14 protein-coding genes and 3 pseudogenes are annotated in these 16,162 nt (G+C 67.0%); 12 read left to right on the forward strand and 5 right to left on the reverse strand.

Annotation, left to right across the window (positions count from 1 at the left end):
- Positions 1 to 147 precede the first annotated feature (147 nt).
- A pseudogene (gene purD / locus GNX96_RS15370) lies at positions 148 to 1,384 on the forward strand (phosphoribosylamine--glycine ligase).
- A gap of 195 nt (positions 1,385 to 1,579) precedes the next feature.
- On the opposite strand, the gene GNX96_RS67235 reads toward purD, so the two are convergent.
- Together GNX96_RS67235 and GNX96_RS52065 are read right to left on the reverse strand one after the other, a co-directional pair.
- Entirely contained in the window at positions 1,580 to 2,662 is a 1,083-nt protein-coding gene (locus tag GNX96_RS67235) for a hypothetical protein (protein WP_452124478.1), read from the reverse strand.
- On the reverse strand, positions 2,574 to 3,035 hold the full coding sequence (locus tag GNX96_RS52065; protein WP_279580432.1) for a hypothetical protein: 462 nt from the start codon (positions 3,033 to 3,035) through the stop codon (positions 2,574 to 2,576). Before GNX96_RS52065 ends, GNX96_RS67235 begins: the two co-directional genes overlap by 89 nt.
- Positions 3,036 to 3,194: 159 nt before the next feature.
- On the opposite strand from GNX96_RS52065, the gene purS reads away from it, so the two are divergent.
- From purS to GNX96_RS15410, 7 genes and pseudogenes are all read left to right on the forward strand, one after another.
- Positions 3,195 to 3,446: a phosphoribosylformylglycinamidine synthase subunit PurS gene (purS, locus tag GNX96_RS15380; RefSeq protein ID WP_163568606.1), complete on the forward strand. Its 252-nt coding sequence runs from the start codon at positions 3,195 to 3,197 to the stop codon at positions 3,444 to 3,446.
- Positions 3,443 to 4,123, forward strand: a complete 681-nt coding sequence (gene purQ / locus GNX96_RS15385) for a phosphoribosylformylglycinamidine synthase subunit PurQ (RefSeq protein WP_163568607.1) — start codon at positions 3,443 to 3,445, stop codon at positions 4,121 to 4,123. Before purS ends, purQ begins: the two co-directional genes overlap by 4 nt.
- Positions 4,120 to 6,390, forward strand: a pseudogene (gene purL, locus GNX96_RS15390) (phosphoribosylformylglycinamidine synthase subunit PurL). The gene purQ and the pseudogene purL overlap by 4 nt, the downstream one beginning before the upstream one ends.
- A 296-nt stretch (positions 6,391 to 6,686) precedes the next feature.
- Positions 6,687 to 8,491 (forward strand): annotated as a pseudogene (locus tag GNX96_RS15395) (DEAD/DEAH box helicase).
- Positions 8,492 to 9,063: 572 nt separating this feature from the next.
- Positions 9,064 to 10,164, forward strand: a complete 1,101-nt coding sequence (locus tag GNX96_RS15400; protein WP_279580433.1) for a GTP-binding protein — start codon at positions 9,064 to 9,066, stop codon at positions 10,162 to 10,164.
- A complete protein-coding gene (locus GNX96_RS15405) occupies positions 10,161 to 10,844 on the forward strand; it encodes an aquaporin (protein ID WP_163568609.1) in 684 nt (227 codons plus the stop codon). Before GNX96_RS15400 ends, GNX96_RS15405 begins: the two co-directional genes overlap by 4 nt.
- A gap of 32 nt (positions 10,845 to 10,876) precedes the next feature.
- The gene (locus GNX96_RS15410; protein WP_313885677.1) at positions 10,877 to 11,200 is read left to right on the forward strand and encodes a sterol carrier family protein; all 324 of its coding nucleotides are present in this window, start codon (positions 10,877 to 10,879) and stop codon (positions 11,198 to 11,200) included.
- Here GNX96_RS15410 and GNX96_RS52070 read toward each other — a convergent pair.
- Positions 11,178 to 11,834 (reverse strand): cytochrome P450, encoded by a 657-nt coding sequence (locus GNX96_RS52070; RefSeq protein ID WP_279580434.1) that lies wholly within the window; start codon positions 11,832 to 11,834, stop codon positions 11,178 to 11,180. The two genes, GNX96_RS15410 and GNX96_RS52070, sit on opposite strands and share 23 nt — an antisense overlap.
- Positions 11,831 to 12,388, reverse strand: a complete 558-nt coding sequence (locus GNX96_RS52075) for a cytochrome P450 family protein (RefSeq protein WP_279580435.1) — start codon at positions 12,386 to 12,388, stop codon at positions 11,831 to 11,833. Before GNX96_RS52075 ends, GNX96_RS52070 begins: the two co-directional genes overlap by 4 nt.
- A gap of 123 nt (positions 12,389 to 12,511) precedes the next feature.
- On the opposite strand from GNX96_RS52075, the gene GNX96_RS15420 reads away from it, so the two are divergent.
- Entirely contained in the window at positions 12,512 to 12,940 is a 429-nt protein-coding gene (locus GNX96_RS15420) for a nitroreductase family deazaflavin-dependent oxidoreductase (RefSeq protein ID WP_163568611.1), read from the forward strand.
- On the opposite strand, the gene GNX96_RS15425 is transcribed toward GNX96_RS15420, so the two are convergent.
- Positions 12,927 to 13,865: a methyltransferase domain-containing protein gene (locus GNX96_RS15425; protein ID WP_163568612.1), complete on the reverse strand. Its 939-nt coding sequence runs from the start codon at positions 13,863 to 13,865 to the stop codon at positions 12,927 to 12,929. The genes GNX96_RS15420 and GNX96_RS15425 overlap by 14 nt on opposite strands.
- 341 nt (positions 13,866 to 14,206) lie before the next feature.
- On the opposite strand from GNX96_RS15425, the gene GNX96_RS15430 reads away from it, so the two are divergent.
- The 3 genes from GNX96_RS15430 to GNX96_RS15440 are packed head-to-tail and all read left to right on the forward strand — an operon-like array spanning position 14,207 to position 16,114.
- On the forward strand, positions 14,207 to 15,655 hold the full coding sequence (locus GNX96_RS15430; RefSeq protein ID WP_163568613.1) for a metallophosphoesterase family protein: 1,449 nt from the start codon (positions 14,207 to 14,209) through the stop codon (positions 15,653 to 15,655).
- A 14-nt stretch (positions 15,656 to 15,669) separates the two neighbouring features.
- A complete protein-coding gene (locus GNX96_RS15435) occupies positions 15,670 to 15,939 on the forward strand; it encodes a hypothetical protein (protein ID WP_163568614.1) in 270 nt (89 codons plus the stop codon).
- A 13-nt stretch (positions 15,940 to 15,952) separates the two neighbouring features.
- A complete protein-coding gene (locus GNX96_RS15440) occupies positions 15,953 to 16,114 on the forward strand; it encodes a hypothetical protein (protein WP_163568615.1) in 162 nt (53 codons plus the stop codon).
- Positions 16,115 to 16,162: the final 48 nt, after the last annotated feature.

Here is a 16,162-nt window from a genome sequence, read left to right on the forward strand (position 1 = left end):
CAACCTCGCTGAAACAACTCGGCAGCTGTTAAGTCGATGAGGAAAGTATGAACGCACGCCCCGCCTCGGTGCTCTCCCGGGGGTGCCCGAATGTTGTGAGCCTCGACACCTCGTCGCTGGCCACGGCCGTTTGGATAGGGTCTGCGGGTGCGCGTACTCGTCATCGGAACCGGCGCCCGGGAGCACGCTCTGTGCACGGCGCGCTCCTTCGCGACCCCGGTGTGTCGGCGGTCGCCTGCGCGCCCGGCAACGCCGGTATAGCCGACACCTGTGCGTTGGTGCCGCTCGATGGCGGTGCGGTCACCGGCCCGTCAGTCGTGGCGGCCGCCCAGGTTTTCCTAGCGGATCTCGTGGTGATCGGCCCGGAGGCGCCGCTGGTTGCTGGCGTCGCCGATGCCGTACGAGCAGCCGGTTTCGCCTGCTTCGGGCCGACTGCGGCCGCCGCTCAGTTGGAAGGCTCCAAGGCCTTCGCCAAGGACGTGATGGCGGCCGCTGGGGTGCCGACGGCCGCTGCCCGGGTGTGTACGACCGTGGACGAGGCGGCCGCCGCACTCGACGAGTTCGGCGCTCCTTACGTCGTGAAGGACGACGGCCTGGCCGCCGGCAAGGGCGTTGTCGTCACCTCAGACCGGGACGCGGCGCTCGCGCACGCGGCCGGCTGCGAACGAGTGGTCATCGAGGAGTTTCTGGACGGACGGCCCGGAAGTGTCGCTGTTCGTCGTCACCGACGGCACGGCCGCTTTCCCGCTGCTGCCCGCGCAGGATTTCAAGCGGATCGGCGACGGCGACACCGGGCCCAACACCGGTGGCATGGGCGCGTACGCACCACTGACCTGGCTGCCCAGCGGCACGGTCAGCACGATCATGGCCACCGTCGTACGTCCCACGCTGGTGACCATGGCCGAGCGCGGAACGCCGTTCTCGGGGTTGCTCTACGTCGGCCTCGCGATGACCGCGAAGGGCCCGCGGGTGGTGGAGTTCAACTGCCGCTTCGGCGACCCGGAAACGCAGTCGGTGCTCGCTTTTGCTCGACACGCCCTTCGGAGCGCTGCTGAACGCGGCCGCCACTGGGACCCTCGGCTCTTACGAGTCATTGCTCTGGCGCTCAGCGGCCGCTGTCACCGTTGTTCTGGCCTCGGCCGGCTACCCGGCTTCCTCCCGCAGCGGCGATGTGATCACCGGCGCGGACGGGGTCGAGGGCGTCCTGCACGCTGGCACGGCTCGGCGCGATGACGGCGCTCTCGTCACCGCCGGCGGCCGAGTGTTGTCTGTCGTGGGCACCGGCCCCGATGTGCCGGCCGCGCGGGCCGACGCCTACCAGAAGATCGACAAGATCACCTTCGACGGCGCCCAAAACCGTACCGATATCGCTGCCGACCGCTGAATTTTGGCCCCCCGAACTCGAGCTTGCCAGCCAGGTCCGACCATTTTGGTTGGTGCACGCAATGGGCACTAGGGCGCGAAAACTGTCGTACCCACACTGTTTTCTTGCCCCCACCCAGTGATCGATCGGGGGGGGTGGGTTTTGAGGACGCGCGCGCGAGAAAATTTTGCGAACGACCCGCAGTGCCCGTAGCAGTTAGAGCACCCCCACGACGGCCTGACTGGCTCCACAACGGGTCAGGTGGCTCAGCAGCGCTCCTACAGCGGCGGGCGCTGGCTGAGCATCGGGTCGAAGTCGACAGACGGGAGAGCGCTCGCCCTGCGCAACTGTGGCGACGGTGTGATGCCGGCCCAGCGCTGGATCGTCGCGGTCGCGGCGGCGGCCTGCGCGGCCGGCAGCATCGCGATCTTCGAGCCGTGGTTGCCCTTGGGGACGTAGTAGACGTACGAGTCGCGGCTGCCCGGCCCGAGCCGGAACGGCTCCGCGCTCCACGGGTCGTATTCGCCGTAGATGTAAAGCAGCCGCTGTCCCTGGTAGCGCACCCACGTGTCCACGTCGGGCATCGCCGTGTAGTCGAAGGGCATCTTGATCGACCTCGGTACGAACGACCGGGGCACGTCGGTGCCGGGATAGCGCAGTAGGGTCCTTCAGGTAGCTCTCGTCCGCGAGCGGCGACCCCAGCTGGGTGCCGGCCTGGTAGTAGTACGGCACGTACGGCTCGATGCCCTGGTCTGTGTACGTGAGCAGGCTCTCGACGCCCTCGTACCAGTCATAGATCTGCTGCGCCGGCGCGCCGGCCGGCGGGATGGTCGCGCAGTCGCTGGGGCTGCCGTACTGCCAGAACGCGAAAATCGAGTCGACCACCGCCAGCTCGACCGCGTGATCCAGCGTGCCGACCAGGGTGAACGTGCCGCCGGTCTGGGTGGCGTTCGACTGTGCGATCGCCTCCAGCTCGTTCCGCCGCTGCAGCGACTCCCGCTGGATCCGGTTCAGGTTGGCGCGACAGACCGGGTCGGTGCCGTCGTGGGCGATGAACTGTCCGTACGAGTCGACTGGGTCGATCACGTCGTTCGGCGCGACGTACGGGATGGTCGCGTAGACGTCATTGGGGTAGAAGCGGCGGTGGTACGTGGCGGTCATTCCGCCCTTGCTGCCGCCGGTCGACAGCCAGCGCGCCTTATAGATCCGCTTAAGCGCCTGGACGATGACGTGCTGGTCGGTGGCGGCCTGCCAGATGGTCAGCTTCGACCAGTCCGCTGGCGCTGGCCGGGACGGCACGAAGTAGCGGTATTCGACGTCGATCTGGTTGCCGTTGACGATCTGCGCGCGGCTCGCTGCGGAACGGGATTCCGCGGTAGTTGTAGCCGGTCGTGTACATCACCATCGGGGCGCTCGCGTCCCGGTGCATCAGCCCGACCCGCTGCTCGAAATAGCCCTTGCGCGGGTTGTTGTGGTCCACCAGCTGTCGGAACACGAGTTGGAAATACCGGTACGGCGCGGCGGTGGACTGTTCGGTGACGGACACCACTCCGGGCAGCTGCTTCAGCTGGTCAGCGATGTCCGGAGGAGCCGCTTGGACGGCTGGCGTGACGGTCAGCAGGCCGGCCAGGGTCGTGAGCGCGACCAGCAGTCGGAACAGGACGGTACGCACGCATCGGCATCCCCCGCAGGCGTTGTGACCGGCACCGGATTCTCACAGGCAGATCCCGCCAGCACAAGGGACGTGACCGTACCCGGAAGCCGGAACTTGCTTCCGCGCAGTTAGGCTGAGCAGGGAATTCGCTTTCTTTTCACCACGCTAGGAGTGGCTGTGGCCCGCGTCGTCGTCGACGTCATGTTGAAACCCGAAATCCTCGATCCGCAGGGCCAGGCCGTGGTGGCCGCGCTGGCCCGGCTTGGCTTCGACTCGATCACCGCCGTCCGGCAGGGCAAGCGGTTCGAGGTGGAGGTGGACGGTGAGCTCACCGACGCCCGCCTCGACGAGGTCCGGCAGGCCGCCGGCACGCTGCTCGCGAACCCGGTGATCGAGGACTTCGACGTCCGGGTGGAGTCGGCCGTATGAGCACCCGGATCGGCGTGGTGACCTTTCCCGGGTCACTGGACGACCGGGACGCGGCCCGCGCGGTCAAGCTGGCCGGCGGCGAACCGGTTTCGCTCTGGCACGGCGACAGCGGCTTGAAGGACGTCGACGCGGTGGTGCTGCCCGGCGGCTTCTCGTACGGCGGCTACTATCTGCGAGCCGGTGCGATCGCCAGGTTCGCGCCCATTATGGAGTCGATCATCGCCGGTGCCCGTGCGGGAATGCCAGTTTTGGGGATCTGCAACGGATTCCAGGTGCTCTGCGAGTCGCATTTGCTCCCTGGCGCGCTGACCCGCAATGCGCACCTGCATTTCCGTAACCGCGCTCAGTCGATGATCGTCGAGAGCACCGAAACCGCTTGGACGAGCGATTTCGCCGCCGGCCAGAAAATCGTCATCCCGATCAAGAACATCGACGGCCGGTTTGTCGCCGATGACCGTACGCTGGACGACATCGAATCCCACGGCCAAGTGGTTTTCCGTTATACGAACGGAAATCCGAACGGCTCGATGCGGGACATTGCCGGGGTCAGCAATGCTGCCGGAAATGTGGTTGGCATGATGCCGCATCCCGAGCACGCGGTCGAGGAGCTCACCGGAGCGTCCGTCGACGGGCTCGGACTTTTCACTTCGGTACTGCGAAAGCTGGTGGCCGCGTGACCGTACCAACCGCCGACACGGTCACCAACGCGACCGCGACCCCGCAGGAAGTCCAGCCGTACGAAGAGCTGGGTCTGAAGTCCGATGAATACAGCCAGATCAGGGAAAATCCTCGGCCGCCGGCCGACCCAGACCGAGCTCGCGATGTATTCGGTGATGTGGAGCGAACACTGCTCGTACAAGTCGTCGAAGGTCCATCTGCGGCAGTTTGGTGAGAAGGCCCCGAAATCCGACCGGATGCTGGTCGGGATGGGGGAGAACGCCGGTGTCGTGCAGGTAAGTGACACCCTCGCGATCACTTTCAAGATCGAAAGCCATAACCACCCGAGTTATGTCGAGCCGTATCAGGGCGCGGCGACCGGTGTCGGTGGGATCGTACGGGACATCCTGACGATGGGCGCCCGGCCGATCGCGGTCATGGACTCGCTGCGTTTCGGTGCCGCCGACCATCCGGACACCGCTCGCGTGCTGCCTGGGGTGGTGGCCGGCGTCGGCGGCTACGGAAACTGCCTGGGCCTGCCGAATATCGGCGGCGAGGTCGTCTTTGACCCGTGTTACCAAGGAAATCCGCTCGTCAACGCGCTTTGTGTGGGCGTTATGCCGACTGATCGGATCCAGCTCTCGGCGGCGACCGGGGTTGGCAACCTCGTCGTGCTCCTGGGCGCCAAAACGGGCCGAGACGGCATTGGCGGAGTCAGCGTGCTGGCGTCGGCGACCTTCGACGACGACGGCCCGGCCCGCCGGCCGAGTGTGCAGGTCGGGGACCCGTTCGCGGAAAAGCTGCTGATCGAGTCCTGCCTGGAGCTGTACGACCGGAAGCTGGTCACCGGGATCCAGGATCTCGGCGGTGCCGGGCTGACCTGCGCGACCACCGAAACCGCCGCGATGGGCAAGTCCGGCATGCGGGTCTACCTGGAGCGGGTGCCGCTGCGCTGCGCGAGCCGAGCATGGCGCCGCACGAGATCCTCGCCAGCGAGTCGCAGGAGCGGATGTTGGCCATCGTCACGCCGGAAAACCTCGGTGAGGTGCTGGCGCTGGCCGACAAGTGGGGTGTGTTGGCGACCGCGATCGGCGAGGTCACCGAGGGCGACCGGCTGGTGATCAGTTGGCACGGGCAGACCGTGGTGGACGTGCCGCCGGCGAGTCTCGCGGACGAGGGCCCGGTCTACCACCGCCCGTACGAGCGGCCCGCCGACCTGTCGATCCGGCAGGCCGACCCGGCCAGCGTGCTGCCCCGGCCGGCCACCGGCGCGGAGCTGCGCAGCACGCTGCTCAAGCTGCTGGCCAGCCCGAACCTGGCTGACAAGACGTGGATCGTCGAGCAGTACGACAGTTACGTACAGGGCAACTCGGTGCTGTTCCAGCCCGAGGACGCCGGGATGATCCGGCTGGACGAGGAGTCCAACCTCGGCGTCGCGATCGCCACCGACGCCAACGGCCGGTATTGCGCGATGGATCCGTACGTCGGCGCGCAGCTCGCTTATGCGGAGGCGTACCGAAACGTCACCGTCACCGGCGCGCGGCCGATCGCGGTCAGTGACTGTCTGAACTTCGGCAGCCCGGAGGACCCGGCGGTGATGTGGCAGTTCTCCGAGGCCGTACGCGGCATCGCGGACGCTTGCCAACAGCTCGGCACGCCGGTGACCGGCGGCAACGTCAGCTTCTACAACCAGACCGGGCAGACCGCGATCCACCCGACACCGGTGGTCGGCGTGCTGGGCCTTATGGACGACGTGACCAAGCGGACGCGGATGGGCTTCACAGCCGACGGCGATCGCCTCGTCCTGCTGGGCACCACCCGCGAGGAGCTGGACTGCTCCGAGTGGGCCTGGGTCGTGCACCAGCACCTCGGCGGTCGCCCGCCGGCGGTGGATCTCGCGGCCGAACAGGCCCTCGGCGAAGTGCTGATCGCGGTTTCCGACCGGGGGCTGGCGACTTCCGCGCACGACCTGTCCGAGGGCGGCCTTGCGATCGCCCTGGTCGAGTCCGCGCTGCGGCATGGCGCGGGTGCGCGCGTCGACGTACCGGCCGGCGTCAGTCCCTTTGGCTGGCTGCTGTCCGAGTCGGCGCACCGGGCGTTGCTGTCGGTGGCTCCAGAGCAGCTGGACGCGCTGCGAACGCTGGCCGCGACACACGGCGTTCCGTACGCCGAAATTGGCACTGTCGAGGCCGACAGCGGCGAGCTGGTGATCGAGCACGTGTTCCATGTCTCGCTGGACGAGCTGGCGACCGCCCATCGGGGCACCTTGCCCAAGCTCTTCGGTTAGCCCTGCGACCGGCTGCACAATCGGAATCCGATTGTGCGGCCGGTCCGAGTGTGACCAGGGACAACAGCGGCCGTTGTGACAATCGGGTGCCGATTGTGGGATGCTGTGACGAGCTGATTGGCTGCAAATGGCACGGCAGATACGGTGAACGCGCGCTAGACAGGGATGCGGATACCTCAGTCTGTGGGTGAAACCGGTGGACTCACCGGAATCACGATTTCGCGGCTGACCAGGAAACCGACCATCCTTCCGCCCGCGCCCACTCTTGTGTTGGGCGCATTCCGTATGGAAAGTGCATGCCCTCCGCTATTTCTGAGTTGTCCCTCACTGTGCCCGACACGATCCCCGCCGACCTCACCGAAGCCGACACCAGCGCGTCGAATGAGCCCGCCTTCGCCGAATTCGGGTTGCACCCGTCGGTGCTGGCGGCGCTGACCGCTGTCGGTTACGAGACGCCCACCCCGATCCAGGCCGCCACCATCGCGCCGATGCTGGCTGGCCGCGACGTGCTTGGGCTGGCCCAGACCGGCACCGGCAAGACGGCCGCGTTCGCGCTGCCGATCCTGACCCGCCTCGCCGGCGAGCGCGCCGGCAGGTGCGCGCCGCTCGCGCTGGTCCTCACACCGACCCGCGAGAGGCCATCCAGGTCGCCGAGGCGTTCGGGAAGTACGCTGCCCAGCTGCCCGGCTTCAGCGTGCTGCCGATCTACGGCGGCGCGCCGTATCCGCCGCAACTGCAGGGCCTGCGCCGGGGTGTCCACGTTGTGGTCGGTACGCCCGGTCGCGTGATGGACCACATGGAGCGTGGCTCGCTGGACCTGTCCAACCTGGACTGCCTGGTCCTGGACGAGGCCGACGAGATGCTCCGGATGGGTTTCCACGAGGACGTGGAGAAAGTCCTGTCGGCGACCCCGCCGACCCGGCAGGTGGCGCTGTTCTCGGCCACCATGCCGTCGATGATCCGCAAGATCGCCGCCGAGCACCTGAACGACCCGGCGGACATCGCGATCAAGTCGAAGACCTCCACGCTGACCACCACTCGGCAGCGGTACTGGACCGTCAGCCGGATGCACAAGCTGGACGCGCTGACCCGGATCCTCGAGGTCGAGCCGTACGACGGCATGATCGTCTTCGTCCGCACCAAGCAGGCCACCGAGGACCTGGCGCAGAAGCTGCGTACCCGTGGTTTCGCGGCCTCCGCGATCAACGGTGACATGTCACAGCCGGTACGCGAGCAGACCATCGCGTCGCTGCGTGAAGGCCGGTTGAACATCCTGATCGCCACCGACGTGGCCGCCCGCGGTCTGGACGTGGACCGGATCAGCCATGTACTGAACTACGACATCCCGCACGACACCGAGTCGTACGTGCACCGGATCGGCCGCACCGGCCGGGCCGGCCGCTCCGGCGAGGCGATCCTGTTCGTCGCGCAGCGCGAGCGGCACATGCTGCGCTCGATCGAGCGGACCACCCGGCAGCCGCTGGAGCCGATGACGCTGCCGACGGTGGCCGAGGTCAACGCGAGCCGGCAGGCCAAGTTCGCGGCCCGGATCACCGAGGTGCTCGATGGCCAGGACCTCACCGCGTACGAGGCGCTGATCACCGACTACCAGGCCGAACACGACGTGCCACCGGCCCGGATCGCGGCCGCGCTGGCCCGGATGGTGCACGGCGACGCGCCGCTGCTGCTGGCCGAGGACCCGGAACCAGCCGCCGAACCGGCCCGCCGCGAAATGTCGAGCGGGGACACTGAGACGTACCGGATCGCCATCGGTCACACCCACCGCGTCAAGCCGGGCAACATCGTCGGCGCGATCACCGGTGAGACCGGCCTGTCCGGCAACCAGATCGGCCGGATCGAGATCATGTCCGACCACAGCCTCGTCGACCTGCCCGCCGGCCTGCCCGCCGAGATGCTTCGCCGCCTGGGTACGGCCCGGATCGGCAGCCGCCAACTGCGGATCAGCCCCGGCGTACGGTCCGCCCGTCCGTCCGGCCCATCCCGTGGCTCCGACTCCCGTGGCTCCGACTCCCGGCGCCGCGACAGTGGCCCAGCGCCCACCACCCGGGTGAAGAAGCCACGCCACAAGAAAACCCACTAGTTGGATGGCCGCAGTGCTGTTGGCCGCAGTGCCTGCGGCGGCGCGTCCGGTTCGCGTCGCCGGGCCGCCCAAAGAGCGGGCACCCCACCGCAGTGCCTCTGGCCGCAGTTCCTGCGGCGGCGGCGCGTCCGGTTCGCGTCGCCGGGGCGCCCAAAGAGCGGGCACCCCACCGCCACGAACCTGGGCGACCTCCGGTCGCCGCGCGGACGTGGTGGGGATTGGTGTGGCTGGGCTGGCGTGGGTTGGGTTTGGTGTCAAGGGCGCTTGACGGCGCGAAATTGTCGTACGTGTCTGTTTTTCTTTCCCCCTCCCTTTGAACGGGCGGGGGGTGGGTTGAGAGGTGGACCTTGATTTTTAGTTGAACATTGGTCCTCGAACCCGCCCCCCACCCGTCACTGGGTGGGGGCAAATCTGCCGGAGGGGTACGACAGTTTCGCGCCGCACCTATGTTCTGCGTGCGGTTCGCTGGCCCCAGGCAGTCGACGGGCCGTTGCCGTAGCCAGGCCAGGTGGCCGGTCAAGGTCGTGAGAAATCGTTTTCTTCTGCACAGATTGCCAGTACGGTCTCAGAGCATGTTGACGTTCGCAGCGGTGACTGGCTTCCTTGGGGCTGGCAAGACGACGACTTTGGCGGCACTCGCCCGGCGCTGGGAGGACCAGGGCCGGCGGGTCGCGATCATCACCAACGACCAGGGCACCGACCTGGTCGACACTCAGGTGGCCGGCCCGGCCGCGACCGGCATCGGCGAGGTCACCGGCGGCTGTTTCTGCTGCCGCTTCGATGACCTGCTCGACGTCATGAACGCCGTGGTGGAACAAGCGAAACCGGACACGGTCCTGGCCGAAGCGGTCGGCAGCTGCACGGACCTGCAGGCCACCGTTGTACGCCCGATGAAACAGCTGCATGGCGACCGGTTCCGCGTCGCGCCGCTGGTGACGGTGCTGGATCCGTTCCGCTACGCCGAAATCCGTCGGTCGGTGGCGCTCAGTGACAGTGAGTCCGATCTCGCGTACCTGTTCCGCCAGCAGCTCGTCGAGGCGGACGTCATCGCCGTCAACAAATCTGATTTGCTGGAAAGCAAAGAAGAACTCCGAAACGAGTTGACGAAGCTCTATCCAGGCAAGCCGATCGTGTTCTACTCGGCTCGTACGGGCGAAGGTCTCGACGAACTGATCAACCAGCTCGCGGGGACCAGCGATTCGGCGATCGACCTCGATGTCGATTACGACCGGTATGCCAATGCCGAAGCTCAACTTGCCTGGCTGAACCAAAGTTTCCAGCTGCGCATGCCGGCTGGATTCGGCTCCGCTGACTGGGCCGACGCGGTCCTGCGTGATCTCTCCGGCCGGGCCGAAAAAGGCGGCTGGACAATCGGTCATGTGAAGGTGTCGGTGACGGCTGGGGACGCGTTCAGCAAACTCAGCCTCATCAGCGCGGACGACAAACCAGAAGTCGACGCGAGAGCCGCGCGTACGCATTCCGAAGTCGCGGCGACCGCTTTGGTGAACGCGAGAGTCGCCTGCGAGCCAGCCGAACTCGATGCCGCGGTGGCAGCGGCCGTCGCCTCCGCGGACGCCACGTTTTCGACTTCCGCCAACCTCATACGCGAGTCGTACGCCTTCAAACCAGGCTACCCGCGACCGATTCATCGCATGCCGGCAACCGCCGGATGACCACGCTGCAGCGCAGGTTGCTGGCCGAATTCCTGGGAACGGCACTTCTGGTCGCGGTCGTCGTGGGCTCCGGTATCATGGCCGCCAAACTCAGCCCGTCTGACGTTGGTCTGCAACTGCTGGAAAACGCGGCGGCAACGGCAGCTGGCCTCTTCGTGTTGATTCTGATTTTCGGCCCGGTGTCAGGCGCTCACTTCAATCCGGTTGTGTCTATTGTGGACGCCTGTGGCGGTGGTCTGAAATGGTCGGAGGTGGCCGCGTACGTCACAGTCCAGGTTCCCGGCGCGATTTTCGGTGCGATTCTGGCGAATTCGATGTTCGGAGCGGCGCCCGTCAGCATCTCCACAAAAGTACGACTGTCACCGTCGCTGTGGCTTTCCGAAATTGTCGCAACCGCCGGCCTGCTGCTCCTGATCGCGGCGCTGGCGCGTACGAACCGGCTGAACCTCGCCGCGCCAGCTGTCGGTGCTTACATCGGATCGGCCTATTTCTTCACGGCCTCCACGAGTTTCGCCAACCCGGCGGTGACGATCGGCCGAGTCTTCAGCGACAGCTTCGCCGGCATCTCGCCGGCCTCGGTGCCCGGCTTCGTGATCGCCCAGCTCATCGGCGCTGCGTTGGCGGTGGTGTTGACGCGCGCACTTTTCCCTGCCAAAGAGCGGGTCGATAGTCTGGTCTGATGCCACCTCGTCGTCCCGTAGACCCGGAATCCGTGACCGAAACGGAAGCCGCCTTCGACCGGGACGAAACGCCGGACAAGGACGTTCAGCGGCGGGCCACCCGGCACCTGCTGGCCGTACTCGCGGAGAAGGTGCCAGGGCACGCGGTGGAGGTACGAGTGCCGCCGTACGGCGCGATCCAGTGCGGCGAGGGGCCGCGGCACACCCGCGGCACCCCGCCGAACGTGGTCGAGACCGACCCGGTGACCTGGCTGTTGATGGCCACCGGGCGGCTGACCTTCGCCGACGGCTACGCCCAGGGCAAGGTGTCGGCCAGCGGGAACCGGGCGGACCTCAGCGACTGGCTGCCAGTGTGACCGAGACCGGCAGCGCGGCCAGCCCACGCATCAGCCCGCTGGGCCGCCAGACCAGCTGATCGAGTTCGGTCGCGAGCTCCAGCGTGCCGAACCGTTCGAGGATCAGCTCCAGCGCGATTTTCCCCTCCAACCGGGCCAGCGGCGCGCCGAGGCAGAAGTGCAGACCGTGCCCGAAGGCGACATGCTGGGTGTGGCCGCGGCCGACGTCAAAGGTCTCGGCGTCGTCGAACCGGTCCGAGTCACGGTTGGCGGCCAGCGGCGAGATCATCACGATGTCGCCATGGCTGATGGTGACGCCGCCGAGCTCGAGGTCGGCGGCGGTGGCGAACCGGGGTAGCGCCGAGCGCAGCGGACCCTCGTAGCGCAGCACCTCCTCGATCGCCGACGGCACCAGGTCGCGGTCGGCGCGTAGCCGGTCCAGCTGGTCCGGGTGGGTGAGCAGCAGGTAGAGGCCGTTGCCAATCAGGTTGACGGTGGTCTCGTGGCCGGCGATCAGCAGCAGGAACACCATCGAGGTCAGCTCGTCCTCGGTGAGCGCGTCGCCCTCGTCGCGTACCGCGATCAGGTCGGACAGCAGGTCATCGGCCGGGTTCGTACGCTTGCGGGCCAGTAGTTCGTGGATGTAGTCGGTCATCGCCTTGGCCGCGACCGGCAGCTTGTCGCCGGCGAAGGCTCCGGCGACGATGACGTTCGACCATTCGCGGAAGGCGTCCTGATCCCGCGACGGGATGCCGAGCAGCTCGCAGATGACCCGGATCGGCAGTGGGAAACCAAAAGCGTCGATGATGTCGACAGGCTCGCGCCGGGTTTGACGGCGTCCAGCAGTTCGGTGGCGATCTCGGTGATCCGCGGCGCCAGCGCGGCGATCCGCCGGGCGGTGAAGACCTTGACGACCATTCGGCGCAACCGGGTGTGGTCCGGCGGGTCGGAGTTGAGCATGTGGTGGTTCATCGCGGCGCGTACGCGCTCGTCCAGCCCGGTGTCCAGGGCACCGAAATACTTGTTGCCGTCCCGGGACAGCGCCGGATGGGTGAACGCCTCGCGGGCCTCCGCGTATCCGGTGACCACCCAGCCACGCCCGCTGAAGGTCATCATCTGCATCGGGCTCACCGGAGCGTCCTCGCGAAGCTTCGCGTAGATCGGGTGCGGATCCTGGATGAGCTGTTCCTGTGTTACCGGCTGAGCCACGACGGTCCCCTCTATATGTTACGAAGCGTCACCAATCTTGCCCGGGCGCCGGCATAAAGCGGTAGGCCCAGATGTTGGTTACTTTCTGGACGAAGGATCAAACGCCCCAGAAAGGACACCTCCATGGCCGAAGAAGTCGTTGACAGCCCGAGTGGCTGGGTGGCGGATCACATCAAGCAGTACGTGGACAGCAACGGCGAGCAGGGCCACGACTGGCAGGGCGTGCCGACGCTGTTGCTGACGGTGGTCGGGCGCAAGTCCGGCGTACGGCGTCGTACGGCGCTCATCTACGGCCGCGATGGCGACGACTACACGCTGGTCGCTTCCAAGGGCGGCGCGCCGAAGAACCCGCTCTGGTACGACAACCTGGTGGCCAACCCGGACGTGGAGCTGCAGGTCAAGGACGAGGTCTTCGAGGCGACGGCGCGGACGGCCAACCCGGAGGAGAAGAAGCGGCTCTGGCCCAGCCTGGCGAAGATCTGGCCGGACTACGACAACTACCAGACCAAGACCGACCGCGACATTCCGGTCGTCATCCTCACCCGCAAGTAGGTTCAGCTTTCCGGTTGGGACGTTCAGCGTCCCAATCGGATGGCCTACGGTTTGCGGGCGCGGTGGCGGACACCCAGGCCTGCGCGAACATGGCCGCCGGCTGGGTGGCCCACTGGCGGAGCGTGTCGGCATGCGACGACTCGCCCTCGGTGTCCAGCTGCTCGGCCAGATATTCCGAGATCCGGTACGCGTCGACGTATCTTTCGTAGCGCGCGTCCAGCCGCACCTGGGTGAACCCGGCCCCACCCAGCAGCGTCCCGAGCCGCCGCCCGATCAGCGGATCTCCGCCGTTGGCGGCTTGTAACTTCCGATAACGCGCGATCGCGGCGTCGACCTCCTCTGATCCAGGCGCCAGCAGGAAGCCGTCCCAGGCCGGGCAGCAGACCCCTATGACGCCGCCGGGAGCGAGCACCCGGTAGGCCTCGGCCATCGCTCGCTCGGGCTCGGCCAGATGCTCCAAAAGTGCGTGCGAGAAGACCCGGTCCACAGAGTCGTTGGCGAGCGGAACGGCGTACGCCGACGCCTGGTCGAACCGTACGTTCGTGACGCCCTCCGCGGTCGCTGCCCGCTGCCCGAGTTCCAGCTGTTCAGACCCCGCGTCGATGCCCAGAACCGCGCCTGGCGCCACCGCGGCGGCCAGCCCAAGGGTGATCGTGCCCGGTCCGCAGCCGAGGTCCAGCACATTCAGCCCAGGCGCGAGATGCGGTAGGAAGAAGCGCGCGTGCGTCTCGGCCCGCCGGCCGGCCATGAAGGCCACCGCCCGAGAAGCGAGGCCTGGTGTGTAGCGCTCGTCAGACCGCTGCTGCTGCGGCAACTGCGGCTGCGGAGCTGGGACCTGAGCCAGAGCCGGAGCTGAGTGCCGGCTGGTCTTCACCGGCGCCGCCGAGTGCCGTCCACGCCGTCGCTGTCCCGCATCCTCCGTCACGCCCAGACCTCCCTGTCGCCGCTGAGTCTATTGTCGCAGTGCCTGCGGCGGCGCGAAGGTGTGGCTGGGTGGCGTCCAGTACGTGCTACGGCGTGAAATTGTCGTACCGGGGTGGAATTCTTGGCCCCCTCCCTTTGAAGGGCGGGGGGTGGGTACGTGGGTTTTGGACGTCACGTAAGTAAGCGCGCGCTCAGTTCTGACTGCGCAATCGGACTCCGATTGTCCCAAGAGCAGGGCCCTGAGCTGGGCAAACCTGCGGGACTGTGACAATCGGAATCCGATTGTGCGGATCTGGGACGCCGGGGCGCACGAACTCGCCACCAAAATGGCAGGATGAGGACGTGCCGTCCCGCTCGGTAGACGAGATCGCCCCAGAGTTCCGACCGCGCGCCCCAGTGTCGTGGGCCGACCCGATCGTGCTGGCCAAGTCCGGCTTCGCGGCCGGTGTGACAGCGCTGATGCGCGGCTATTCGGATCGCCGCGTGACCCAGGCCGCGTTGTTCCCGCCGGCCGACGACTGGGATACGCCGCCGGTCGAGCCGGCCGGCGACGATCCGTACTGGCTGGATTTCGCCGCCGACATCGGTGACGGCTTCGACGCCACGTACGCGGTCGCGTACGCCCTCGCCGAGCCGACGCTGCCGCTCGCCGGGCAGGACTGTCCGCGCGGCCAGCTGTTGGTGCTCGGCGGCGACGAGGTCTATCCGACGCCGTCGCAGACGCAGTATCTCGACCGCACCCTCCGCCCGTACGCACTCGCGGAGCACACCGACGAGGTCGATCCGAACCTCGAAGTGGTGGCGATCCCGGGCAACCACGACTGGTACGACGGGCTCGACGCGTTCAGTGAGCTGTTCAGCCCCGGCCACTGGCTCGGCGCCCGCACGATGAACCAGCGGCATTCCTATTTCGCCCGCCGGCTGCCGCGCGGTTGGTGGGTGCTTGGCGCCGACACCGCGCTGGACGGCCGGCTGGATTTCGCGCAGCGGGATTTCTTCGCCACCGTGGTCGCGCCGCAGATCCAGCCGACGGACAGCGTCATCCTGGTGCTTCCGTCGCCGTTCTGGGTGCTGGCGGCGCGTATGTCTGACCAGGAACAGCTGTCGGTGCTGCGGTTTTTCCGCGAGCAGGTGTGCGGTGGCGGCCGGCTGCGGCTGTGCCTTTCGGGAGATTTACACCACTACAGCCGGTATATCGACGAGGTGGACAAACCCGAGGAACAGGTGCAGTACGTGACGGCCGGTGGTGGCGGCGCGTATTTGCTGTCCACTCATGACCTATGGCGGTTCTGGCCGCGGCTGGACCTGTCCGGCTCGTTCCGCCGGATGAGCAAGCGTCGTCCACAGTGGACGGCCGCGCAGGCTCCTGCCGAGCCAGCCGCGCCGCCAGGTGCCGAATACGCGAACCTCCTTCACACGTATCCGTCCCGGAAAGTGTCCCGAAACCTGAGCATCCAGGTGCTCTGGCGAATGTTCACCAACTGGCCGCTCGGCCTGTTCTTCTGCGGGATCTACTTGCTGGCGACCCTGATCGAAGGGCATGCCCTGCGTGCCGCGGCCGCCTTCGAGGTGAGTTTCGGCCAGGTGTTGGCGAGGATCGCGCCGCTGTGTGTGCGCCCAACACGGCGTCCTGTCCGCCGCCCAGAGCGGGGGCTGGCCCGGCGTACGGGGTGCTCGAATTCGCCGGCGCGCTGGCGACTTCGCCGGGCGTCTGGATCATCGTGGCCATTTTGCTGTTCTGTTGCTGGACCGTGCCAGTCGACCAGCGATGGCCGGTACGGCTGGTCCTGACAATCCTGCATTCCGTGCTACAGGCTGCGGCGTTTTTCGCCGTGCAAGGCGCTTTCCAGTGGGTCGCCGGGATGGTGGCGCCGCACTCCTCCGGCGCGTTTTTCGTCACCGCCTATCTGGCCTGGGTGACCGTCGCAGGCTTCGTCGCCGGATTGGCTTGCTGTGCGATTTACTTCCTGACGGCGACCGGTTTCGGTGCCAACTACAACGAACTGTTCTGCGCGCTGCGCATGCCGTCGTACAAGAACTTCCTCCGGCTCCGGATCGCCGCCGACGCGTGTTGACGATTTTCCCGGTGTGCATCGACAAACCGTCCAAGTTCCTGCTGCTGCCTGGCGGCCGCTGGCGAAGAATGCCTTCGACGGTTATTCGGTGAAGACTGGTCTGATCGAGGATCCGTACGACGTGTTGCCCAACCAGCGGGTGAGCGCGCCCACATCGGATGTCAGGAACCCGTAAGGAAATCCGCGCCGCCGTAAAGAATCCGTCAAGGCCCTGCTGAGAGCG

It is taken from the genome of Fodinicola feengrottensis, assembly GCF_010993775.1.
Taxonomy (GTDB): Bacteria; Actinomycetota; Actinomycetes; order Mycobacteriales; family HKI-0501; genus Fodinicola; species Fodinicola feengrottensis.